Origin of the sequence: Candidatus Pelagibacter sp. HIMB1636, from assembly GCF_052047675.1 — a bacterium.
Taxonomy (GTDB): Bacteria; Pseudomonadota; Alphaproteobacteria; order Pelagibacterales; family Pelagibacteraceae; genus Pelagibacter.
In genome coordinates this window covers 380,638-402,614 of the sequence record NZ_JBNAJP010000001.1, presented here as the reverse complement: position 1 = coordinate 402,614, position 21,977 = coordinate 380,638, and the positions used below count along the sequence as shown (strand labels likewise).

The following is a 21,977-nucleotide window of genomic DNA, read 5'->3' as shown; positions in this document are numbered from 1 at the left end:
ATTGTGCCTTTTATATAAGAAGATTAATCAAAGTCAACGTCTTAAACATTTATAAAAGTCTCTATTTTCCTTGTTATTTCGTCTATTTCTAAGCTGCCGTCAATTTCCTTAAATTTAGGATTCTCTGAGTAGTAATTCAGCACTGGCTCTGTTGTGTTCATGTATGTATCAAAACGTTTTAGAATAGTATTTGTTTCATCGTCTGATCTATTTTCTATAATTTTTCTTTTCTCTAGTCTTTTTACCACTGTATCTTTATCAACTTTGAGATACAAAATTAAATCTATCTTTTGATTTGATGCCTCGAGTAAGATATCTAAATTTTTTGCTTGGCTCAAAGATCTAGGGTATCCATCAAATATTAATCTATTTTTTTTTTGAGGGTCAGAAACTAAATTTTCAATAAGCTTATTTACGATTTCATCACTTACAAATTTACCATTTTTCATGTCATTAGTTATCGTCTTACCAATATCTGAATTTTTATATATTTCTTCTCTTAAAAGTTCACCCGTTGAGATTTGAAAGGAATTTAATTTCTTTACTAAATATTTAGCTTGAGTACCTTTGCCAGCGCCAGGTGGTCCAAACAAAACTATATTCACTTACTTTCCAAATTTAGTTTTCTTAATTAATTGTTCGTATTGAGAACTCATTAATCTTGTTTGAATTTGAGTTACAGTATCAATGGCTACAACAACAACAATTAAAATAGATGCACCACCCAAATAAAAAGGAATTGGGTAATTAGCTATTAAAAATTCTGGCATTAAACATACAAGTGTCAAATATAGAGCACCTAATGTAGTAAGTTTAGTTAAAATATTTTCAATATATAATGCTGTACTTTCACCAGGTCTAATTCCTGGGACAAAGCCACCATATTTTCTCAAGTTTTCTGCAGTTTCAGTTGGGTTGAATGTAATTGAAGTATAGAAAAATGTGAAAAATATTATTCCAGATGCATATAGCAACATGTACAAAGGCTGACCTTGAGTAAAATAAGAACTTAAGTTTAAAAAAGTTTCATTGTTTGAAAAAGAAAAATTAGAAAAAGTTACTGGTAACAATAATAAAGCAGAGGCAAAAATTGCTGGTATTACTCCTGCTTGATTAATTTTAAGTGGCAAATGAGAAGACTCTCCACCATACATTTTGTTTCCCATTTGTCTTTTAGGATAATTGATAAGAATTTTTCTTAAAGCTCTCTCCATAAAAACAACAAATAAAATAGTTAATATTAAAAGAACAAAAATTGCTAAGATCATGAAAGTTGATACAGCGCCTGTTCTACCTAATTCAAAAGTTGTAACTAAAGCTCTAGGTATTTCAGCAACGATACCCGCAAAAATAATTAAAGAAATTCCATTTCCAATTCCTCTTTGAGTGATTTGTTCACCTAGCCACATAAGAAAAATTGTACCGGCAACAATGGTTGTTACTGTTGTAATTTTAAAAAATGCTCCTGGATTAATTACTAAATCTGCAGAAGACTCTAAACCTACCGATAAACCATAACCTTGAACTGTAGCGAGTAAAACTGTTCCATATCTTGTAATTTGAGTAATCTTTGCTCTGCCAGTTTCTCCCTGAGCCTTTAAATTCTTAAAATAATCAGAAACCCCTGTTAACAACTGAACTATAATAGCTGATGATATGTATGGCATTATACCAAGCGCGAAAATTGCCATTCTACTGACGGCACCGCCAGCAAAAACATTGAACATACCAAGTAACCCTTTTTGATTACCGTCCATCATGATTTTTAATTGTTCTGGGTCAATTCCCGGTAAAGGAACAAACGTACCAAATCTATATACCGCAAGAATTGCTATGGTAAAAATTATTCTATTTCTTAGATCATTTGTTGAAGATGATGCGCTCATTTAAACAAATTATTTTTTTAATTGAATAGATCCACCAATTTTTTCTAGTTTTTCTATTGCTGATTTTGATGCCAAGTCAGCCTCAATATTAATTTTATCTTTTAACTCTCCAGTACCTAATATTTTTAATTTTGTAGAGTTTTTGTTTATTAATTTTAATTTTTTTAGAGATGAAGAATTAAGCACTTCATTTGGATTAATATTTTTTTTATCAATATAAGACTGAATTTTTTCCAAGTTTAAAATTGCAATGTTTTCTCTTGAAATTGGATTAAAACCTCTTTTAGGTAATCTTCTGTATAAAGGCATTTGACCACCTTCAAAACTTTTTATTGCAACACCAGATCTAGATTTTTGACCTTTAACACCTCTCCCAGATGTCTTACCTTTTCCAGAACCAATACCTCTTCCTACTCTAATTTTAGGTTTATTAATTTTCTGTCTTGTATTTAATGTAATCATTATCCTCTTTTTTCAATAATTTCTGATATTTTTTTATTTCTTATTGCTGAAATTTGTTTTGGTGAATTTTGTTTCATTAAAGCTTTCATAGTAGCTCTAATCACATTGTGTGCATTTGATGTGCCCATTGATTTAGCAACAATATCTTTTACACCCAATACTTCGCATACTGCTCTAACTGGACCACCTGCAATAATACCTGTACCTTTTGATGCTGCTCTTAAAACTATTCTACCAGAGCCATCTTTAGCTTTTACATCATGATGAATTGTTCTTCCTTCTCTCAAAGGTATATGTGTTAATTTTCTTCTCGCCATTTCATTAGCTTTTTTAATTGCATCTGGAACTTGTTTTGCTTTCGCGTGTGCTATTCCAATTTTTCCAGCCTGATTCCCTACCACTACAAGAGCTGAAAAACCAAATCTTCTTCCACCTTTTACAACTTTTGTAATTCTGTTGATATGAACTAACTTTTCTAAAATATCGTCTGTTTTTTTGTCTTTGTTATTTTCCATAATTAAAATTCCATCCCATTTTCTCTTAACGTGTCTGCAAATGCTTTAATTCTACCATGATATTTATAAGATCCTCTATCAAAATAAATTTTTGTAATATTTTTTTCCTGAGCTTTTTTTGCAAGCTTTTGGGCAACTAATTTTGAAAGCTCTGTTTTGTTAATTTTATCAGATGATTTTACATCTTTCTCAATGGATGAAGCTGATAACAAAGTTACTTTTTTTGTATCATCAATGATTTGAGCTGAAATATTTTTGGCAGATCTTGAAATACTTAATCTAAATCTATCTTTTGGAGCAACTTTTTTTACTTTGTTGCTAACTCTAAATCTTTTTCTAATACTAGTGTTTAGTTTCATTATTTTTTCTTACCTTCTTTTTTAAGTACATATTGGCCTTTTTCTCTAACACCTTTACCCTTATATGGCTCAATTTTTCTAAATGTTTTAATTTTTGATGCAACTTCACCAACTAATTGTTTGTCAGATCCAGTGATCTTAAGTGTAGTTTGTTTTTCTACAGCAATTTTAATTCCTTCTGGAATGTCAAAATCAATATCATGACTGTAGCCTAATTGTAAATTTAGCTGATTTCCTTTTAATGCCGCTCTATATCCAACACCTACAAGCTCTAACACTTTTTCGTAGCCAGTACTCGAGCCAATCACGGCATTATTAATTAAACTTCTGTTCATACCCCAAAGTCTTTTTGAATTTTGGTCAATTTTTTTTGGTTTAATTGAAATCTCTTTTCCTTCTTTGATATCCAAATTAAACATATCTAAATCAATATTTATTGATTTCTTTCCTAGTGGCCCTTCTATATTTATAATGTTGCCAGCTAAAGCAACTTTAACCTTTTCTGGGATTGATATATTTATTTTTCCAATTTTAGACATTAAAATACCTTACAAATAATTTCTCCACCAACACGTTGTTTTCTGGCGTCAATATCAGTCATTACACCTTTTGGTGTAGAAACTATTGCAATACCTAGACCGTTATTAATTTTAGGTAAACCTTCAGCACTAGAAAAAATTCTTCTTCCTGGTTTAGAAACTCTTTCAAATGCACTAATTACTGGGTTACCAGAATGATATTTAAGTTCTAAAGACAATGTTGGTTTATTATCCTCTGAACTAATTTTAAAATCTTTTATAAAACCTTCATTTTTTAGTATATCTGCAATTTTTGATTTAAAGTTTGATGATGGCAGATTTACTTTTTTATGATTTCTTGCTTGAGCGTTCTTAACTCTAGCTATCATATCTCCTATTGGGTCACTTAAACTCATAATTTTCCTTCCTACCAGCTCGACTTAACTAAGCCAGGTATTTTTCCTTGTAAACCTAATTGTCGAAGAGCAATTCTTGATATTTTCAATTTTCTATAAACACCATGTGGTCTACCTGTTATCTCACATCTATTCATCACTCTTGTTTTAGCTGAATTTCTTGGCAATTTTGATAATTTCTGCTGCGCCTTAAATCTTTCCTCTAATGGAAGTTTTTTATCCATTATTATTTTTTTTAAATTTTGTCTTTTCTTGAACATCTTGTCTGAAAGTTTAATTCTTTTTTTGTTTTTATTTACAGCACTAAGTTTAGCCATTTTTAATTGTCTCCTTTTTTAATAAACGGAAAATTCATTTTTTCTAACAATGCAAAGCTGTGCTCTTTGTTAATAGCTTTTATAACAATAACGATATCTAAGCCTCTAACTTTATCAGCTCTATCAAAACTAACTTCTGGAAAAATGATGTGTTCCTTTATGCCAAAAGTATAATTTCCGAATTTATCAAAACCTTTTGGCGACAATCCTCTAAAATCTTTAATTCTAGGAAGAGCAATATTTACTAATCTATCTAAAAATTCATACATTTTATTTTTTCTTAAAGTTACTTTTAAGCCTGCATTAGATCCTTTTCTTGTCTTAAAATTAGCTACAGATTTTTTGAATTTTGTAGTTACAGGTTTTTGGCCTGTTATCTTAGCCATATCCTCTTCACACGATTTAAGAATTTTAGAGTCTGAACCATCTAAACCAAGACCCATATTTAAAACAATTTTTTCAATTCTTGGCGCCATGTAAATATTTTTGAAGCCAAATTGGTCTTTTAAAGCTGGTTGTATTTCTTTATTAAAAATTTCTTTTAATCTTGGAGTCATTATTTCTTAGCCTCTTTTTTCTTTTCTGCTTTTTCATCTATTAATTTTAAATTTGATAAATGAATAAAACCTTCTTTTGAAAAAATACCACCTTTTTTCTCTTTTGTTGTTTTAACGTGTTTTTTAACCATATTAATTTCTTTTACTTTGGCTCTATTATTTGCTCTGTCGATTTCGATAACTTCACCCTCTTTTTTTTTGTCTTTTCCAGTTAGCACTCTTACTTTTAGACCTTTTTTAATCATCTTATAAAACCTCCGGCGCTAGTGAAATTATTTTCATTTGCCCTCTACTTCTTAATTCTCTAGTAACAGGGCCAAATATTCTAGTACCAACTGGTTCACCCTTATCGTCAACTAATACTGCAGCATTATTATCAAATTTTACTTTTGATCCATCGTTTCTATGAATTCCTTTTTTAACTCTTACTACTACAGCTTTATGAACGGTTCCTTTCTTTACTTTGCCCTTAGGGATAGCCTCTTTCACAGCAATTACAATTGTATCTCCAATGCTGGCATATCTTCTCTTAGATCCACCCAATACTTTGATGCACTCTATTCTTTTTGCACCAGTGTTGTCAGCAACTTGTAATTCTGTCTGTACACCAATCATTATTTATTATTCTCCATAACTTGAAACTTTTTATTTTTTGAAAATGGTTTGCTTTCAATAATTGAAACTTTATCACCTGTTTTAAATGTATTATTTTCATCATGAGCATTATAATTTTTTCTGACTCTAATGACTTTTTTCAATACAGGGTGTGAATATTTTCTCTCTACCATAACTGTAATTGTTTTATTAGGTTTGTCGCTTATCACCACTCCTGTTAATATTTTTTTAGGCATTTGATTTTCCTTTTAAAATTGTTTTCAATCTTGCAATTGTTTTTCTTGTTTCTCCAATTTTTGCAGGATTAGTTATTTGAGAATTCATTTTTTGAAATCGAAAATTAAATAAATCTTTTTTAAGCTTATCAATATTTTTGATAACCTCATCTTTGCTTAATTTTTTAATCTCTTGTTTTTTCATTTATGCAAATCTTTTTATTGTCTTTGTTTTTATTGGTAACTTTGCTGAAGCTTTATAAAGTGCCTCTTTGGCAATTTGTTCAGAAACACCATCAACTTCAAATAAAATTCTACCAGGTTTCACTCTACAAGCAAAATATTCTGGTGATCCTTTTCCTTTACCCATTCTAACTTCTATAGGTTTTTTAGAAACTGGAATATTTGGAAAAACTCTTGTCCATACTCTTCCTTGTCTTTTCATGTGTCTAGTTAAAGCAACCCTAGCAGCTTCAATTTGTTTTCCAGTAACTCTTTCAGGCTGTAATGCCTTCAGGGCATATGCACCGTAATTAATAGTACTTGCTCTAGTAGCATTACCGTGAATTCTTCCTTTATGAGCTTTTCTCCATTTAGTTCTTACTGGCTGAAGCATTATTGTTTACCTTCCTTTGGAGTGACTTTGTTTGTTTCTTGGCTAAATTCTCTTGCAAAAACTTCACCTTTATAGATCCAAACCTTAATTCCAATAATTCCATATGTTGTAAGAGCTTCCGCTTCTGCATAATCTATATCTGCTCTTAAAGTGTGTGATGGTATACTACCATCTCTTAACCATTCAGTTCTAGCGATCTCATTACCACCTAATCTTCCACTTACTGAAACTTTAATCCCTTTTGCACCTAATCTAATACATGATTGCATAGCTCTTTTCATGGCTCTTCTGTATGAAATTCTTTTTACTAACTGTTGTGCAATGTTTTCAGCAACTAAATATGCGTTTGTTTCAGGTTTTTTAACCTCTTTGATATTTAAGTTGACTTCATTTGTCGTAAATTTTGATAAGTTATTTTTAATTTTATCAATATCACTACCTTTTTTACCAATTACAAATCCAGGTCTAGATGTGTAAATTGTAACATAACATTTGTTTGATGTTCTCTCTATCATCACTTTAGATACACCTGAATTAATTACATTCTTCTTGATGTATTCTCTTATTTTAAAATCTTCAATTAGATAGTTGCCAAAATCTTTTTTCTTAGCATACCAAACAGAGTCCCAACCTCTGTTTACACCTAATCTAAAACCTACAGGATTAACCTTTTGTCCCATGTTTCTCCATTTGTTTTGCCTCTGATAAAATTATAGTTACTGTTGACCAAGGTTTTAAAATTGGTGCCGCTCTACCTTTTGCTCTTGGTCTAAATCTTTTCATAACAATTTTTTTTCCACAATACGCTTCTTTGACAATTAAATTGTCAATATCATATTGAAAGTTATTTTCAGCGTTTGCAACAGCTGAACTAATTGTCTTTCTAATATCTCTTGTAACTCTTTTTTCTGAAAACTGCAGGTCTCTAATAGCTACATCAACCTTTTTACCAACAATACTTTTTAGAATTGGATTAATCTTTCTTACGCTAGATCTAATTCCATTGTTTATAGACTTTACAGTCTTATTATTGTTTTTATCAATTTTCTTTTTCTTTCCCATAATTATTTTTTCTCTGCTGGTTTAGCTTTCTTATCGGCTGGTGTGTGTCCAAAAAAAGTTCTTGTTGGCGCAAACTCTCCTAATTTATGACCAACCATATCCTCTGATACTGTTATTGGAATAAATTTTTTACCATTATATATTTGAAAAGCTACCCCTACAAAATCTGGAAGAATAGTAGATTTTCTAGACCAAGTTTTAATTGGAATTTTCTTCGGATCATCTTTGTACTTGTCTACTTTTTTCATCAAGCTTTCTTCAACAAATGGTCCTTTCCATACAGCTCTAGCCATTACTTAGTATCCTTCCTTTTATTTCTTCTCTTAACTATAAATTTATCTGTTCTCTTATTATCTCTAGTTTTTAAACCTTTTGCTGATTGTCCTGTTGGAGACACTGGATGCCTTCCTCCTGCTGACTTACCTTCACCACCTCCATGTGGGTGATCAACTGGATTTTTAACAACACCTCTAGTATGAGGTCTTCTTCCTAACCATCTTGATCTACCAGCTTTTCCAATTTTAATATTTTTTTGATCAGGATTACTTAAAATTCCAATAGTAGCTAAAGCTCTAGAGTCTATTTTACGTACTTCACCTGACGCTAATTTAATTAAACTATAATTTCCATCTAATCCACTAATTGTAACTGAAGAACCAGCGGCTCTAGCTATTTTACCTCCACCACCTGGTTGAATTTCAACGTTATGAATATTGATACCAACAGGTATATCTTGTAACGGCATGCAATTTCCAATTTTAATTTCTTTTTTCGATCCACTCTCAATCTTATCTCCGACTTTAATTTTTTGAGGAGCTAAAAAATACGAATGTGTTCCATCTTCAAATTTAACCAACATTATGTAGCAAGATCTATTCGGATCATATTCTATTCTTTCAACAGTAGCCTCCATGTCAAATTTTTTTCTATAAAAATCAACATGTCTATACATCTTCTTATGACCACCCGCTCTGTTAATTGAAGTGATGTGTCCATTATTATTTCGACCCTTCATAGCATTTTTTGGAGAAACAAGAGTTTTAAAAGGTTTGCCTTTCCATAGACCTGTTCTATCAACTAAAATAGTACCTCTGGTAGATTTTGTGTATGGTTTAAAAGTTTTTAATGCCATTTTCTTAAATTCCTGTTGTTAGATCAATGCTTTGACCTTTTTTTAGAGTTATAATTGCTTTTTTGTATCCTGAAACTTTCACTTTTTTACCTCTAGTGAGTTTAGTTCTATTTTGTTTATTGATGATGTTAATTTTAGTGACATTAACTTTAAAAATTTTTTCAATATTTTTTTTTAGGTTTTTTTTATTAGCACCATCAGGAACCTTAAAAGTAATTTTGTTCAATTCTGATAGATTTGTTGATTTCTCAGTAACAACTGGAAAAAGAATTTTGTCGTATAAATGAATTTTATCCATATTAAGAATACCTTTTCTCCAATTCTTTTACTGAGCTTTCAGTAAAAACTACTTTCTTAAATTTTATAATATCGTAAGCACTAAAATGATTTACGTCAGTAACTTTTACGTTAGGAATATTTCTTACAGATTTTTCTATCTTATCTTTAGAGTTTTTATCAAGTATAATTAATGAATTAGAAATCTCTAGTTTATTAATTATTGAATTCATTTCTTTTGTTTTTTTAATTTCAGAATTAAAATCACTTAAAATTAATAAGTTCTTATTATTATTTTTTTCAGTAATTAAAGAAGCAACACTTTGTTTCTTTTCATTTTTATTTAACTTTCTTTTTTTGTAAGCTAATTCACCTTTTGGACCATGAGCTATACCACCACCAACAAAAATAGGAGCTTTTCTACTAGCATGTCTTGCTCCACCAGTTCCTTTTTGTGCATAAATTTTTGATGTTGGACCTTTTACTTCATTTTGTTGTTTAGTTTTAGCGTGTCTACCTTTGTAGTTGGCATTTGTTTTGTATAAAACACTAGCAACTAACTTTTGATTAATTTTTGCAGAAAATATTTTATCTAAGACTTCAATAGTATCTTTTTTTCCGTCTATGCTAATTTTATCTAATTTCATTATTTTTTCTTTTTATCTGGTGTTTTTTTTGCTTCCTCAGCAGCAGCTTGCTTTTCACTGATTGTCATTTTGTTTATATTTTTTACTGATTTTTTAACCATCACTTCAGCATTTTTTGATCCTGGAATGGATCCCTTTAAATAAAGTAACTCATTTTCTAAATCTGTTTTTATTATTTCGATATTTTGCATTGTTCTTAACTTATCACCCATATGACCAGCCATTTTTTTTCCTTTAAAAACTTTACCTGGATCTTGACTATGTCCTGTTGAACCATGAGCTCTATGAGAAATAGAAACACCGTGGCTAGCTCTTAAGCCTCCAAAATTATGTCTCTTCATTGCACCAGCAAAACCTTTACCAATCGTTTTTGATCTTGTGTCTACAAATTTTATATCTTTAAAAATTTCTAAACCAAATTCATTTCCTTCTTTGTAAGCAGAAGTATCGTTTACTCTAAATTCTTTTAATTTTTTCTTAGCTTCAGTGTTTTTCTTTGCAAAAACACCTTTCATTGCTTTTGTTAATTTTGAATTTTTAATTTTTCCATATCCAAGTTGAACAGCTTTGTAGCCTCTTTTTTCTTCTTCAATTACTTGAATAACTCTAGCTTTTTCAACTTTAAGAACTGTAACAGGCACCAACTGACCAGATTTATAAAATTCTCTAGTCATGCCAATTTTCTTACCTAATAAAGCTATCTCGCTCATAATTAAATTTTTATCTCCACATCTACACCTGAAGCTAAGTCTAATTTCATTAAAGCTTCTACTGTTTGTGGTGTTGGTTCTATAATATCTATTAATCTTTTGTGAGTTCTAGACTCAAATTGCTCTCTACTTTTTTTATCAATGTGTGGAGATCTTAAAACTGTATATCTTTCAATTCTAGTAGGAAGTGGTATTGGACCTTTTATAGTAGCTCCAGTTCTTTTAACTGTATTAACTATTTCTTCGGTAGAAGCATCCAAAACTTTATTATCGTATGCTCTTAGTTTAATTCTAATATTTTGTTTTTCCATTAACCTGCTACCTTTTTAGTTACTTCATCTTGAACGTTTTGTGGAACTTTAGAATAATGATCAAAGAACATTGAATATTGCGCTCTTCCTTGAGACATTGATCTTAGATTGTTTATGTAGCCAAACATATTTGCTAAAGGAACCATTGCCGTGATTACAGTTGCATTACCTCTTTGCTCTTGAGTGCTAATTTGGCCTCTTCTACTGTTTAGATCACCAATTACATCACCCATATAATCTTCTGGAGTAACAACTTCCACTCTCATGATGGGCTCTAAAAGCTTTAATCCACCTTGAGTGCAAGCTTCTTTAAAACATGCTCTGCTGGCAAGTTCAAATGCTAGAACACTTGAGTCTACATCATGATGCAAACCATCAACAATCGTTACTTTGTAATCAATCATAGGAAAACCTGCTAATATTCCACTATCAGAAACTGTCTCAATACCTTTTTCAACACCGGGGATAAATTCTTTTGGAATAGCTCCACCTTTAATGGCACTTTCAACCTCTCTACCCTTACCTGGTTCTTGAGGTTCAACAAATAATTTTACTTTAGCGAATTGACCAGCGCCACCACTTTGTTTTTTATGTATATATTCAAATTCAGCTGATTTTTCTATTGTCTCCCTGTAAGCAACTTGTGGAGCTCCAACATTTGCTTCAACTTTAAATTCTCTTTTCATACGATCAACAATAATATCTAAGTGTAACTCACCCATACCTTTGATGATTGTTTGACCAGATTCCTCATCAGATGATACTCTAAATGATGGATCTTCTTTAGCTAATCTTGCTAAAGCTTCACCCATTTTTTCTTGGTCACCTTTTGTTTTAGGCTCAACAGCAATTTCAATTACTGGTTCAGGGAATTCCATTGGCTCTAATAAAACAGGATTTTCTTTGTCACACAAAGTATGACCTGTCATAGTATTTTTTAAACCTGCCAAGGAAACAATATCACCTGCATTTGCTTCTTTAATATCTTCTCTAGAGTTTGCATGCATTAAAAGCATACGACCAACTCTTTCTTCTTTATCTGATGAAGAATTGTACACAGCTGTACCAGATTTAATTGTACCGGAATAAATTCTAACAAATGTTAATGAACCAACAAAAGGATCATTTGCAACTTTAAATGCCAAACCTGAAAAAGATGATCCATCCTCAAACTTCATTTCAATTTCATCATCTGAACCAACTTTAGTTCCCTTAATAGATCCAATATCTACTGGACTTGGAAGGTAATTAATAACAGCATCTAATAAAGGTTGAACACCTTTATTTTTAAAAGCTGAACCAGTTAAAACAGGAACAAAGCTAAAATTTAAAGTTCCTTTTCTGATACATTTAACTAAATCTTCCTCTTTAATTTCATCGCCGTTTAAATACGCTTCCATTAACTTTTCGTCTTGCTCAACTGCAGACTCAATTAGTTCGGTTCTGTATTTTTCTGAAATTTCTTTTAAATCATCAGGTATATCTTTATATTCCCACTCTGCGCCTAGTGCTTCATTTTTCCATACTTGGGCTTTCATTTTAACTAGATCAACAACACCAGTTAATGAAGCTTCAATTCCAATAGGTACTTGTAAAACTAATGGTTTAGCACCCAATCTATCTCTGATCATATCAACACATCTAAAGAAATCAGCACCAGTTCTATCAAGTTTATTTACAAAACAAATTCTCGGAACTTTGTATTTGTCTGCCTGTCTCCATACTGTCTCAGATTGAGGCTCTACACCAGCAACTCCATCAAATACAGCCACAGCACCATCTAGTACTTTTAAAGATCTTTCTACTTCAATTGTAAAATCGACGTGGCCCGGAGTATCAATTATATTAACTCTGTGGTCATTCCAGAAACAAGTTGTTGCTGCAGAAGTAATTGTGATACCTCTCTCTTGTTCTTGCTCCATCCAATCCATTGTTGCAGCACCATCATGTACTTCACCAATTTTATGACTTTTTCCTGTATAATATAAAATTCTCTCTGTAGTAGTTGTTTTACCAGCGTCTATGTGGGCCATGATCCCAATGTTTCTATATTTATCTAATTTATGAGTTCTAGCCATAATTTTTTACCATCTAAAATGAGCAAATGCCTTATTAGACTCTGCCATTTTATGAACATCCTCTCGTTTTTTTACTGCAGCACCTTTTTTTTCATAAGCATCATACAGTTCGTTAAAAATTTTATCTGCCATGTGTTTGTCTTTTCTTTTTCTAGCTGAATCAACTAACCATCTTATTGCAAGCGCTTGGGCTCTTTTACTTTTTACCTCAACAGGCACTTGGTAAGTTGCACCACCTACTCTTCGTGACCTAACTTCTACAGTTGGTTTAATGTTGTTAATTGCTTCATTAAAAATATTTATAGGTTCATCTTTAGTTTTTGTTTTGATTTTCTCTATTGCTTCATAAACTATTTTTGCAGCAATTCCTCTTTTACCATCATACATGATGTTATTTATTAATTTTGGAATTATAGTTGAATTAAATTTTGGATCAGGAACTACATTTTTTTTGGGTTGAGTTTTTTTTCTAGACATTATTTACCTTTTTTTGTTCCGTATAAAGATCTTCTCTGTTTTCTATTTGCAACACCTTGTGTATCTAAATTTCCTCTTAAGATATGATATCTAACACCAGGTAAATCTTTAACCCTTCCACCTCTAATTAGTACTACTGAGTGTTCTTGTAAGTTATGACCTTCGCCTGGAATATAAGCAGTTACTTCAAAACCGTTTGACAATCTAACTCTAGCAACTTTTCTTAATGCAGAGTTTGGTTTTTTTGGAGTGGTTGTATAAACTTTAACACAAACACCTCTTTTCAAAGGTTGCTTCTGTAAAGCAGGAACTTTGTTCCTAGAAACTTGTTTAACTCTTTTTTTTCTTAACAACTGATTAATAGTTGGCATAATTTTTTTTTAAAATTAATTAATTTATTTTTGAGATGAAAATAACTGACAGGTTATTTTGTGGCAGCGTTTAGTACCTCAAGAGCACTACATTCCAACCAAAAACATCGCCAAAATACTTATTAATCAGCTATTGTCAAACTAAAACTGCAATTTTTAGGTGATTTTTTTATTGATTTACTTGTGTTTCTTCAGGCTCAGAAGCTTCAAGTTTATCTTGTTCTGCTAAGAAGCTATTATCATCTTCTAAGGCCTTGTTGTTCCATCTGTTCTTGATATTACCCGTTCCAGCAGGAACTAATCTTCCAACTATTACGTTCTCTTTTAAACCGTTTAATGGATCAACTTTCCCTTTAATTGCAGCGTCTGTTAATACTCTTGTTGTCTCTTGGAAAGATGCAGCAGAAATGAATGATTCTGTTTGAAGTGAAGCTTTAGTAATACCCATTAAAACTCTTTCTCCAACTGCAGGAGTTTTGCCTTCAGCAACTAATTTTTCATTAGTATTATCAAACTTGATTCTATCAACTACTTCACCCGGTAAATAGCTTGAATCTCCAGATACCTTAACTTCAACTTTCTTAAGCATTTGTCTTAGAATTGTTTCAATATGTTTATCGTTAATAATTACACCTTGTAATCGATATACTTCTTGGACTTGATTAACAAAATATTCTGTTAATTCTTTAATACCTAAAATTCTTAAAATATCATGCGGTAATGGCTGTCCATCTAAAAGGTATTCACCTTTTTGAATTTTTTCACCAGGATTAAAGTTAATGTGTTTTCCTTTTGGAATTAAATAATTTGATGGTTCTGATCCGTCTTCAGGAACAATCGAAATTCTTTGTTTACCTCTAACTTCTTTTCCAAAAACAACGCTTCCATCGTTTTCGGCAATAATAGCACTGTCTTTAGCTTTTCTAGCTTCAAAAAGTTCAGCTACTCTTGGAAGACCTCCAGTAATATCTTTAGTTTTCGTTGTTTCTTTAGGTAATCTTGCAATAACATCACCAGCGTAAACTTTTTGACCATCTTTAATTGATAAAATCGAATCTGGTACTAAGTAATATCTAGCTTCATTGTCATCTGCTTTTTTAATTACATTTCCTTTTTCATCTCTTAAAGTAATTCTTGGTTTTAAATCTGTACTCTTAGATTGACCTCTCCAATCAATCACAGATTTTGATGAAATACCAGTTGCATCATCAGTAGTTTCTTGAATTGAAACACCATCTATTAAATCAACATAACTTGCAATACCACTCTTTTCAGCAATAACTGGAGTTGTATATGGATCCCACTCGCAAATTTTTGTATTTGCTTTAACTTTATCTCCATTATTAAAAAATAATCTTGATCCATAAGCAACTTTATAAACTGCTATTTGAACTCCTTTATCATCCTCAATAGAAAGTTGAGTATTTCTCCCCATAACAATTAAATTCTTCTTAGAGTCTTCTAGAATATTTGAGTTAATAATTTTTAATGTTCCATCACTTTTGCTGATAATTTGGTTATCTTGTTTAACCGAAGCTGTTCCCCCAACGTGGAATGTTCTCATCGTTAACTGTGTACCTGGTTCTCCAATTGATTGAGCTGAAATCATACCAATTGCTTCACCGACATGCACCATTTTACCTCTAGATAAGTCTCTTCCGTAACAAGTAGCACAAACACCCTCTTTAGAACTACAAGTCATTACTGAATAAACTTTTATAGATTTAACACCTGCTGCATCAATTTTATCACAGCCTGCCTCGTCAATCATTTCAGACTTTTTGATTATTACTTCACCACTCAAAGGATTTTTCACTTCAGCAGCTGTAACTCTACCCAGTGCTCTTTCTGCCAAACTAACAACTACATTACCACCCTCTAAGATCTCTGATAGTTCAATAAAACCTGGTTCTTCACATTTAATTTTTGTTACTGTTAAATCTTGAGCAACATCACACAATCTTCTTGTTAAATAACCAGAGCTTGCTGTTTTAAGCGCGGTATCTGCTAATCCTTTTCTTGCTCCGTGTGTAGAATTAAAATACTCTAAGGCTGTTAAACCCTCTTTAAAGTTGGAGATAATTGGACTTTCAATAATTTCACCTGAAGGTTTTGCAATTAATCCTCTCATACCAGCTAATTGTTTCATTTGCGCTGCTGAACCTCTTGCACCACTATCCGCCATCATAAATACTGAATTTATTTTTAAGCCCTCTTCTGTTTTTTCAGTTGCAGAAATTCTTTTCATCATTTCACCCGCAACTTTATCAGTACATTTAGACCATGCATCGACAACCTTGTTGTACTTCTCGCCTCTTGTAATCAAACCTTCAGCATATTGAGTTTCATAATCAGCAATTAATTTTTTAGTATCATCAATTAATTGAGTTTTATTTTCAGGAATAATTAAATCATCTTTTCCAAATGAAATTCCTGCTTTAAATGCATGCTTAAATCCTAAATCTTTAAGCTTATCGCAGAAAATAACTGTCGTTTTCTGACCACAGAATCTGAAAACCACATCAATTATCTCAGAAACAACTTTTTTTGGTAGCAATCTATCAACTAATGAAAATTTAATATTGCTATTTTTTGGTAATAGGTTGGCTAATAAAAATCTTCCTGCAGTTGATGTGTATTTTTCAATCTTCTTATTTCCTTTTTCATCAACAGTTTCATATCTTGAAATTATAGTACTATGAACGTTAATTTCACCTGAAGACAATGCAAACTCTATTTGATCAGAATTAGTAAAGTATCCAGATGGTTTATCCGATACTGGTTCCTGAGAAAGATAATATATTCCTAAAATCATATCCTGACTTGGAACAATAATAGGTTTACCATTTGAAGGAGATAGAATGTTGTTTGTTGATAGCATTAATATTCTTGCTTCCAACTGAGCTTCTAAACTTAAAGGTACATGAACAGCCATTTGGTCACCATCAAAATCAGCATTAAAAGCTGCACAAGTTAAAGGGTGTAGCTCAATTGCATCACCTTCAATTAATTTTGGTTCAAAAGCTTGAACACCAAGTCTATGAAGTGTTGGTGCTCTGTTTAATAAAACAGGGTGTTCTCTTACGATTAACTCTAATGCATCCCATACAGCATTAGTTTCTTTCTCTACTAATTTTTTAGCTTGTTTGATTGTAGATGCTAATCCCAATTTATTTAATCTTGCGTATAAAAATGGTTTAAATAACTCCAAAGCCATTTTTTTTGGCAATCCACACTCATGTAATTTTAAGTCTGGACCGACAACGATTACTGATCTTCCAGAGTAATCTACCCTTTTCCCTAACAAGTTTTGTCTAAATCTACCTTGCTTTCCTTTAAGCATTTCTGCAAGAGATTTAAGTGGTCTTTTACCTGTTCCAGTAATAACACGACCTCTTCTTCCATTGTCGAAAAGAGCATCAACAGACTCTTGAAGCATTCTTTTTTCATTTCTAACAATGATGTCTGGAGCTTTAAGATCCATTAATCTTTTTAATCTATTATTTCTGTTAATAACTCTTCTATATAGGTCGTTAAGATCTGAAGTAGCAAATCTACCACCATCTAGCGGAACCAATGGCCTTAATTCTGGCGGAATAACTGGAACCACAGTCATAATCATCCACTCTGGTTTTTGACCAGTTTCGATAAATGACTCTATTAATTTTAATCTCTTAATTGCTCTTTCTTCATTAACTTTAGATTTAGTCTCTTTAATAAAGCTAACAAGATTTTTTCTCTCTAATTCTAAGTCAAGATTTTTTAACATCTCAAGAACAGCTTCTGCTCCAATACCTGCAGTAAAGCTTTCTTCTCCAAATTCATCTTGATATTTTGCTAATTCTTCCTCATTTAAAAGTTGGTTTTTTTGAAGGCCAGTTAATCCTGGTTCGATTACTATAAAGTTTTCAAAATAAAGAACTCTCTCAATCTCTTTCAACTTCATGTCTACTGCAAGTGCAATTCTACTTGGTAATGATTTCAAGAACCAAATATGTGCCACAGGAGTTGCAAGATTAATGTGACCCATTCTCTCTCTTCTTACATTAGATTTTGTTACCTCAACGCCACATTTTTCACAAATAATACCTCTAAATTTCATTCGTTTATACTTTCCGCATAAACATTCGTAATCTTTGATTGGTCCAAAAATTCTTGCGCAGAATAGACCATCTTTCTCTGGTCTAAATGTTCTATAATTTATAGTTTCTGGTTTTTTAATTTCACCAAATGTCCAAGATTTAATTTTTTCAGGACTAGCTAAAGAAATTTTAATGCTATTAAAATTTTGCGCTTCTGAAATTTCGCTTCCTTTAAATAAATCAGTTAATTCTTTTTTCATTAATTAAGCTCCACGTTTAATGCTAATGATTTAATTTCTTTAACTAAGACGTTAAATGACTCTGGAATACCAGACTCGAAATTCTCTTCACCTTTAACTATAGTTTCGTAAACTTTAACTCTTCCAGCAACATCATCAGATTTTACAGTCAAAATTTCTTGTAAAGTATAAGAAGCTCCGTAAGCTTCAAGAGCCCATACTTCCATTTCTCCAAATCTTTGACCACCTAATTGTGCTTTACCACCAAGAGGTTGTTGTGTAACCAAACTGTAAGGACCTGTAGATCTTGCGTGAATTTTATCTTCAACTAAGTGATGAAGTTTTAACATATAAATTATTCCAACTGTAACTGGTCTATCAAATTTTTCTCCAGTTCTTCCATCCCATAAATAAGTTTGTCCAGATCCTGGCAAGTTCGCTAACTCTAACATGTCAGTTACATTTTTCTCTTTAGCACCATCAAAAACAGGAGTTGATATTGCAATACCATTTTGTAAGTTTTCACACAGGTCTTTAAATTCGTTCTTACTTAATTTATCTACTTTTTCATTGAAAGTGTCTTCTCCATAAACAGATTTTAAAAATTTTTCTATTTTTTCAGTTCTTTCGATCTTTTTATTATTTTCGTTAACTAAATTTTTAATCTGTTCACCAAATTCTTTACAAGCCCAACCTAGGTGAGTTTCTAAAATTTGACCTACATTCATCCTACTTGGAACACCTAAAGGATTCAAAACAATATCAACTGGTCTACCATCTTCTCTGTATGGCATATCTTCAACTGGCACTATTTTACTAACAACGCCCTTATTACCATGTCTTCCTGACATTTTATCACCTGGTCTTAATCTTCTCTTAATAGCTACAAAAACTTTTACCATTTTCATAACACTTGGTAATAAATCATCACCACTTCTAATTTTCAAAACTTTATCTTCAAATCTTTCTGTAATGTCTTGTTTTGCTTTGTTGTATTGATTTTTAAGTTGTGCCAAAGTTGCTTCATCATTTACATTTCCAACTGTTATTTTAAATACATCATTTATAGAAAGATTATTGATTGCATCAAAATCAAGTTTTGTTCCTTCAGATAAATCTTTTACTTTTTTAGTTAATGATGATCCTGATAAAATTTGTGAAGCTCTTTGTTTAATACTTCTCTCTAAAATTTCTTCCTCTACTAATTTATCTTGTTGAACTTGTTCAATTTCAGCTCTTTCAATAGTTATTGATCTTTCGTCTTTTTCAATACCATGTCTGTTAAATACTCTTACATCAACAACCGTACCACTAGCACCTCGTGACATTCTCAAAGATGTATCAGTGACATCAATAGCTTTCTCTCCGAAAATTGATCTTAATAGTTTTTCTTCTGGTCCTGATGCTGAATCACCTTTTGGTGTAACTTTTCCAACTAATATATCACCAGCGTTTACTTCAGCTCCAATGTAAACTATTCCTGACTCATCAAGATTTTTCAAAGCTTCTTCATTAACATTAGGAATATCTCTAGTAATTTCTTCTTCTCCTAATTTAGTGTCTCTTGCCATTATTTCGTATTCTTCAATATGAACTGAAGTAAATACATCGTCAGTTACACATCTTTCTGAAATCAAAATTGAGTCTTCAAAGTTGTAACCTTGCCATGGCATGAAAGCTACTGTTACATTTTTTCCAAGTGCTAATTCACCTAATTTTGTTGATGGACCATCTGCAATAATATCACCAGATTTAACTTTATCACCAACTCTAACAAGTGGTCTTTGGTTAATACATGTATTTTGGTTTGATCTTTTAAATTTTTGCAAGTTATAAATGTCTACACCTGACTCACTAAAATCAGTTTCTTCTGTTACTTTAATAACAATTCTCTTACCATCAATTTTATCAACAACTCCATCTCTCTTGGCAACAATCGTTACACCAGAGTCTAAAGCCACATCACTTTCAATTCCAGTACCAACCAATGGTGATTCTGGTTTTAAAAGAGGAACTGCTTGTCTCATCATGTTTGAACCCATTAGAGCTCTGTTAGCATCATCATTTTCCAAGAAAGGTATTAAAGATGCTGCAACAGAAACAAGTTGTTTTGGTGAAACGTCGATATAATCAATTGCATCTGGTTTTGATAAAAGGAAGTTTAAATTTTGTCTGCAAGAAACAAGCTCCTCAACTATCTTTCCATTTTTATCTAACTTTGTATTTGCTTGAGCAATTGTAAATTTGGTTTCTTCCATTGCAGATAAATACTCAACTTTATCTTGTACAACTCCATCTTTTACTTTTTTATATGGGCTTTCAATAAAGCCATATTTATTTATTTTTGCATAAGTTGATAAACTATTTATCAAACCGATGTTTGGCCCCTCTGGAGTCTCAATTGGGCAAATTCTTCCATAATGAGTTGGGTGAACGTCTCGAACTTCAAATCCTGCTCTTTCTCTTGTTAGTCCACCTGGTCCAAGAGCAGAAACTCTTCTTTTATGTGTAATTTCTGACAATGGGTTCGTTTGATCCATAAACTGTGAAAGTTGAGAGCTAGCAAAAAAATCTTTTAGTGAAACAGTTAAAGGTTTTGCATTAATTAAATCCTGTGGCATCGCTGACTCAACATCTAAAGTGGTCATTTTTTCTTTAATAGCCCTTTCCATTCTGTAAACACCAATTCTCGCTTGGTTTTCAACTAATTCACCAACAGAACGTACTCTTCTATTTCCTAAATGATCGATATCATCAACATCATCTTTACCATCTCGCAAATCTAACATTTTGTGAATAATTGCAATAATATCATCATTTCTTAAGATCGTAATTTTATCAGAACACTCTTGGTTTAATCTTGAATTCATTTTAACTCTACCAACATCAGATAGATCGTATCTGTCTGAGCTAAAGAAAAGATTGTTAAATATTTGTGTGGCTATCTCTATTGTTGGTGGCTCACCAGGTCTTAGCATTTTATATATTTCAGTTATAGCTTCATCTTTAGAGTTATTTTTGTCAGCCAAAACGGTTGTTAATAAATATGGTCCTTTATTTATGGAATTTGTTACGGATATTTGTAAATTGTGAATATTCGCATCCAGTATTTGTTGAATAATTGTATCATTAAGTTCGGTACCAATTTTAAAAGTACCTTCTTCTTCATCACTTACTTTAACATCTCTATGTAAGAATTTTCCAAAAAGAGATTCTCTTGAAACTAAAATATCTTTAAGTCCGTCATTAGCTAATTTTTTAGCATTTAAAAAATTAATTTTATCACCTAATTTTATTACTACTTCACCAGTTTTTGCATCAATTACTTCTTCTGAAAAGTTTTTAGCTTTATAATTCTCAGGATTGAATTTAGTTTTCCATTTTTCTGTCTTAGGATCAAAAGTATATTGCTCACTATCATAAAACTCATCAACAATTTCTGATTTAGAAAAACCTAAAGCTAAAAGTAACGTTGAAGCAAATATTTTTTTCTTTCTATCAATTTTAAAATATAAAAAATCTTTAACATCATATTCAAAATCTAACCATGATCCCCTGTTAGGTATTACTCTACAATTAAATAATAATTTTCCACTTGCATGAGTTTTTCCTTTATCATGGTCAAAGAAAACTCCTGGACTTCTATGCATTTGGTTTACAACAACACGTTGAACACCATTGGTAATAAACGTCCCACTATTAGTCATCATAGGTACTTCACCCATGTAAACTTCTTGTTCTTTTGCTGATAAAATATCTTTAGTATTGTTTTCTTGATCTATTTCGTAAACAACTAATCTTAAAGTACATTTAAGAGCTGAAGAATAAGTTAAACCTCTTGTTATACATTCTTCAACATCAAATTTAGGTTTTTCTAACCTGTATGAAACATATTCAAGAGTTGCTTTGTCATTTAAATCTTCAATTGGAAAAATACTCTTAAAAACTCTATCAAAACCTTTTGTTAATTCGGTTTCAGCATAGAATTCGGTTAATTCTTTGTAAGAATTTTTTTGAACTTCAATAAGATTTGGAATTGATAAGCTTTCTTTTAGTTTACCAAAACTTTTTCTAATGTTTTTCTTTTCAGTAAAAGATAATTGCATCTATATTTAT

27 protein-coding genes are annotated in these 21,977 nt (G+C 31.4%); all 27 read right to left on the bottom strand.

The features are described 5' to 3' along the window. Positions 1-41: 41 nt before the first annotated feature. The 27 genes from ACTTA6_RS02070 to rpoB all read right to left on the bottom strand — a co-directional run bounded on the left by ACTTA6_RS02070 (position 42) and on the right by rpoB (position 21,967). Positions 42-605, bottom strand: coding sequence for an adenylate kinase (locus tag ACTTA6_RS02070; protein ID WP_440614297.1), 564 nt, complete (start codon positions 603-605; stop codon positions 42-44). Further along, positions 606-1,886 (bottom strand): preprotein translocase subunit SecY, encoded by a 1,281-nt coding sequence (gene secY / locus ACTTA6_RS02065; protein WP_440614296.1) that lies wholly within the window; start codon positions 1,884-1,886, stop codon positions 606-608. It abuts the gene before it with no gap. Positions 1,887-1,895: 9 nt separating this feature from the next. After that, positions 1,896-2,348 (bottom strand): 50S ribosomal protein L15, encoded by a 453-nt coding sequence (rplO, locus tag ACTTA6_RS02060; RefSeq protein WP_075506792.1) that lies wholly within the window; start codon positions 2,346-2,348, stop codon positions 1,896-1,898. After that, positions 2,348-2,863, bottom strand: coding sequence for a 30S ribosomal protein S5 (rpsE, locus tag ACTTA6_RS02055; RefSeq protein ID WP_075506793.1), 516 nt, complete (start codon positions 2,861-2,863; stop codon positions 2,348-2,350). Before rpsE ends, rplO begins: the two co-directional genes overlap by 1 nt. Before the next feature lie 2 nt (positions 2,864-2,865). Then, positions 2,866-3,222 (bottom strand): 50S ribosomal protein L18, encoded by a 357-nt coding sequence (gene rplR / locus ACTTA6_RS02050; RefSeq protein WP_440614295.1) that lies wholly within the window; start codon positions 3,220-3,222, stop codon positions 2,866-2,868. Further along, a complete protein-coding gene (rplF, locus tag ACTTA6_RS02045) occupies positions 3,222-3,761 on the bottom strand; it encodes a 50S ribosomal protein L6 (RefSeq protein WP_262589108.1) in 540 nt (179 codons plus the stop codon). Before rplF ends, rplR begins: the two co-directional genes overlap by 1 nt. Then, positions 3,761-4,156 (bottom strand): 30S ribosomal protein S8, encoded by a 396-nt coding sequence (rpsH, locus tag ACTTA6_RS02040; RefSeq protein WP_440614294.1) that lies wholly within the window; start codon positions 4,154-4,156, stop codon positions 3,761-3,763. The genes rplF and rpsH overlap by 1 nt, the downstream gene beginning before the upstream one ends. An 11-nt stretch (positions 4,157-4,167) precedes the next feature. Continuing rightward, positions 4,168-4,473 (bottom strand): 30S ribosomal protein S14, encoded by a 306-nt coding sequence (rpsN, locus tag ACTTA6_RS02035; RefSeq protein ID WP_075506797.1) that lies wholly within the window; start codon positions 4,471-4,473, stop codon positions 4,168-4,170. Between the two features lie 2 nt (positions 4,474-4,475). Further along, positions 4,476-5,030: a 50S ribosomal protein L5 gene (gene rplE, locus ACTTA6_RS02030; protein ID WP_262589106.1), complete on the bottom strand. Its 555-nt coding sequence runs from the start codon at positions 5,028-5,030 to the stop codon at positions 4,476-4,478. Then, positions 5,030-5,275 carry a 50S ribosomal protein L24 gene (gene rplX, locus ACTTA6_RS02025; RefSeq protein ID WP_262589105.1) on the bottom strand — a complete coding sequence of 82 codons (246 nt, stop codon included), beginning with the start codon at positions 5,273-5,275 and terminating at the stop codon, positions 5,030-5,032. The genes rplE and rplX overlap by 1 nt, the downstream gene beginning before the upstream one ends. Before the next feature lies 1 nt (position 5,276). Continuing rightward, entirely contained in the window at positions 5,277-5,645 is a 369-nt protein-coding gene (gene rplN / locus ACTTA6_RS02020) for a 50S ribosomal protein L14 (protein WP_008544079.1), read from the bottom strand. Continuing rightward, a complete protein-coding gene (gene rpsQ, locus ACTTA6_RS02015; RefSeq protein ID WP_428080011.1) occupies positions 5,645-5,881 on the bottom strand; it encodes a 30S ribosomal protein S17 in 237 nt (78 codons plus the stop codon). Before rpsQ ends, rplN begins: the two co-directional genes overlap by 1 nt. Continuing rightward, entirely contained in the window at positions 5,874-6,065 is a 192-nt protein-coding gene (gene rpmC / locus ACTTA6_RS02010; protein WP_075506802.1) for a 50S ribosomal protein L29, read from the bottom strand. The genes rpsQ and rpmC overlap by 8 nt, the downstream gene beginning before the upstream one ends. Beyond that, positions 6,066-6,476 (bottom strand): 50S ribosomal protein L16, encoded by a 411-nt coding sequence (rplP, locus tag ACTTA6_RS02005; RefSeq protein WP_075506803.1) that lies wholly within the window; start codon positions 6,474-6,476, stop codon positions 6,066-6,068. Next, positions 6,476-7,156 (bottom strand): 30S ribosomal protein S3, encoded by a 681-nt coding sequence (rpsC, locus tag ACTTA6_RS02000; protein ID WP_075506804.1) that lies wholly within the window; start codon positions 7,154-7,156, stop codon positions 6,476-6,478. The genes rplP and rpsC overlap by 1 nt, the downstream gene beginning before the upstream one ends. After that, entirely contained in the window at positions 7,140-7,538 is a 399-nt protein-coding gene (gene rplV, locus ACTTA6_RS01995; RefSeq protein ID WP_440614293.1) for a 50S ribosomal protein L22, read from the bottom strand. The genes rpsC and rplV overlap by 17 nt, the downstream gene beginning before the upstream one ends. A 2-nt stretch (positions 7,539-7,540) precedes the next feature. Then, positions 7,541-7,831, bottom strand: coding sequence for a 30S ribosomal protein S19 (gene rpsS, locus ACTTA6_RS01990; protein ID WP_075506806.1), 291 nt, complete (start codon positions 7,829-7,831; stop codon positions 7,541-7,543). Continuing rightward, positions 7,831-8,670, bottom strand: a complete 840-nt coding sequence (gene rplB / locus ACTTA6_RS01985) for a 50S ribosomal protein L2 (RefSeq protein ID WP_075506807.1) — start codon at positions 8,668-8,670, stop codon at positions 7,831-7,833. Before rplB ends, rpsS begins: the two co-directional genes overlap by 1 nt. Before the next feature lie 4 nt (positions 8,671-8,674). Beyond that, positions 8,675-8,968: a 50S ribosomal protein L23 gene (gene rplW, locus ACTTA6_RS01980; RefSeq protein ID WP_262589101.1), complete on the bottom strand. Its 294-nt coding sequence runs from the start codon at positions 8,966-8,968 to the stop codon at positions 8,675-8,677. Between the two features lies 1 nt (position 8,969). Further along, the gene (rplD, locus tag ACTTA6_RS01975; protein ID WP_440614292.1) at positions 8,970-9,593 is read right to left on the bottom strand and encodes a 50S ribosomal protein L4; all 624 of its coding nucleotides are present in this window, start codon (positions 9,591-9,593) and stop codon (positions 8,970-8,972) included. After that, positions 9,593-10,303 carry a 50S ribosomal protein L3 gene (gene rplC / locus ACTTA6_RS01970; protein WP_440614291.1) on the bottom strand — a complete coding sequence of 237 codons (711 nt, stop codon included), beginning with the start codon at positions 10,301-10,303 and terminating at the stop codon, positions 9,593-9,595. The genes rplD and rplC overlap by 1 nt, the downstream gene beginning before the upstream one ends. 2 nt (positions 10,304-10,305) lie before the next feature. Next, positions 10,306-10,614: a 30S ribosomal protein S10 gene (gene rpsJ, locus ACTTA6_RS01965; RefSeq protein ID WP_023853699.1), complete on the bottom strand. Its 309-nt coding sequence runs from the start codon at positions 10,612-10,614 to the stop codon at positions 10,306-10,308. Next, entirely contained in the window at positions 10,614-12,692 is a 2,079-nt protein-coding gene (fusA, locus tag ACTTA6_RS01960) for an elongation factor G (protein WP_440614290.1), read from the bottom strand. The genes rpsJ and fusA overlap by 1 nt, the downstream gene beginning before the upstream one ends. Before the next feature lie 6 nt (positions 12,693-12,698). Continuing rightward, complete coding sequence (gene rpsG / locus ACTTA6_RS01955; RefSeq protein WP_075506812.1) at positions 12,699-13,169, bottom strand: 30S ribosomal protein S7; 471 nt, start codon at positions 13,167-13,169, stop codon at positions 12,699-12,701. Continuing rightward, positions 13,169-13,540, bottom strand: a complete 372-nt coding sequence (gene rpsL, locus ACTTA6_RS01950; RefSeq protein ID WP_075506813.1) for a 30S ribosomal protein S12 — start codon at positions 13,538-13,540, stop codon at positions 13,169-13,171. Before rpsL ends, rpsG begins: the two co-directional genes overlap by 1 nt. A 169-nt stretch (positions 13,541-13,709) precedes the next feature. Beyond that, a complete protein-coding gene (gene rpoC / locus ACTTA6_RS01945; RefSeq protein ID WP_440614289.1) occupies positions 13,710-17,882 on the bottom strand; it encodes a DNA-directed RNA polymerase subunit beta' in 4,173 nt (1,390 codons plus the stop codon). Beyond that, positions 17,882-21,967, bottom strand: coding sequence for a DNA-directed RNA polymerase subunit beta (rpoB, locus tag ACTTA6_RS01940; RefSeq protein WP_440614288.1), 4,086 nt, complete (start codon positions 21,965-21,967; stop codon positions 17,882-17,884). Before rpoB ends, rpoC begins: the two co-directional genes overlap by 1 nt. Positions 21,968-21,977: the final 10 nt, after the last annotated feature.

Excerpts from the sequence above, each read along its gene's own strand:
- secY (WP_440614296.1), bottom strand. The coding sequence starts at position 1,886 with ATGAGCGCATCATCTTCAACAAATGATCTAAGAAATAGAATAATTTTT.
- rplO (WP_075506792.1), bottom strand. The coding sequence starts at position 2,348 with ATGATTACATTAAATACAAGACAGAAAATTAATAAACCTAAAATTAGA.
- rpsE (WP_075506793.1), bottom strand. The coding sequence starts at position 2,863 with ATGGAAAATAACAAAGACAAAAAAACAGACGATATTTTAGAAAAGTTA.
- rplR (WP_440614295.1), bottom strand. The coding sequence starts at position 3,222 with ATGAAACTAAACACTAGTATTAGAAAAAGATTTAGAGTTAGCAACAAA.
- rplF (WP_262589108.1), bottom strand. The coding sequence starts at position 3,761 with ATGTCTAAAATTGGAAAAATAAATATATCAATCCCAGAAAAGGTTAAA.
- rpsH (WP_440614294.1), bottom strand. The coding sequence starts at position 4,156 with ATGAGTTTAAGTGACCCAATAGGAGATATGATAGCTAGAGTTAAGAAC.
- rpsN (WP_075506797.1), bottom strand. The coding sequence starts at position 4,473 with ATGGCTAAACTTAGTGCTGTAAATAAAAACAAAAAAAGAATTAAACTT.
- rplE (WP_262589106.1), bottom strand. The coding sequence starts at position 5,030 with ATGACTCCAAGATTAAAAGAAATTTTTAATAAAGAAATACAACCAGCT.
- rplX (WP_262589105.1), bottom strand. The coding sequence starts at position 5,275 with ATGATTAAAAAAGGTCTAAAAGTAAGAGTGCTAACTGGAAAAGACAAA.
- rplN (WP_008544079.1), bottom strand. The coding sequence starts at position 5,645 with ATGATTGGTGTACAGACAGAATTACAAGTTGCTGACAACACTGGTGCA.
- rpsQ (WP_428080011.1), bottom strand. The coding sequence starts at position 5,881 with ATGCCTAAAAAAATATTAACAGGAGTGGTGATAAGCGACAAACCTAAT.
- rpmC (WP_075506802.1), bottom strand. The coding sequence starts at position 6,065 with ATGAAAAAACAAGAGATTAAAAAATTAAGCAAAGATGAGGTTATCAAA.
- rplP (WP_075506803.1), bottom strand. The coding sequence starts at position 6,476 with ATGCTTCAGCCAGTAAGAACTAAATGGAGAAAAGCTCATAAAGGAAGA.
- rpsC (WP_075506804.1), bottom strand. The coding sequence starts at position 7,156 with ATGGGACAAAAGGTTAATCCTGTAGGTTTTAGATTAGGTGTAAACAGA.
- rplV (WP_440614293.1), bottom strand. The coding sequence starts at position 7,538 with ATGGGAAAGAAAAAGAAAATTGATAAAAACAATAATAAGACTGTAAAG.
- rpsS (WP_075506806.1), bottom strand. The coding sequence starts at position 7,831 with ATGGCTAGAGCTGTATGGAAAGGACCATTTGTTGAAGAAAGCTTGATG.
- rplB (WP_075506807.1), bottom strand. The coding sequence starts at position 8,670 with ATGGCATTAAAAACTTTTAAACCATACACAAAATCTACCAGAGGTACT.
- rplW (WP_262589101.1), bottom strand. The coding sequence starts at position 8,968 with ATGGATAAAATTCATTTATACGACAAAATTCTTTTTCCAGTTGTTACT.
- rplD (WP_440614292.1), bottom strand. The coding sequence starts at position 9,593 with ATGAAATTAGATAAAATTAGCATAGACGGAAAAAAAGATACTATTGAA.
- rplC (WP_440614291.1), bottom strand. The coding sequence starts at position 10,303 with ATGAGCGAGATAGCTTTATTAGGTAAGAAAATTGGCATGACTAGAGAA.
- rpsJ (WP_023853699.1), bottom strand. The coding sequence starts at position 10,614 with ATGGAAAAACAAAATATTAGAATTAAACTAAGAGCATACGATAATAAA.
- fusA (WP_440614290.1), bottom strand. The coding sequence starts at position 12,692 with ATGGCTAGAACTCATAAATTAGATAAATATAGAAACATTGGGATCATG.
- rpsG (WP_075506812.1), bottom strand. The coding sequence starts at position 13,169 with ATGTCTAGAAAAAAAACTCAACCCAAAAAAAATGTAGTTCCTGATCCA.
- rpsL (WP_075506813.1), bottom strand. The coding sequence starts at position 13,540 with ATGCCAACTATTAATCAGTTGTTAAGAAAAAAAAGAGTTAAACAAGTT.
- rpoC (WP_440614289.1), bottom strand. The coding sequence starts at position 17,882 with ATGAAAAAAGAATTAACTGATTTATTTAAAGGAAGCGAAATTTCAGAA.
- rpoB (WP_440614288.1), bottom strand. The coding sequence starts at position 21,967 with ATGCAATTATCTTTTACTGAAAAGAAAAACATTAGAAAAAGTTTTGGT.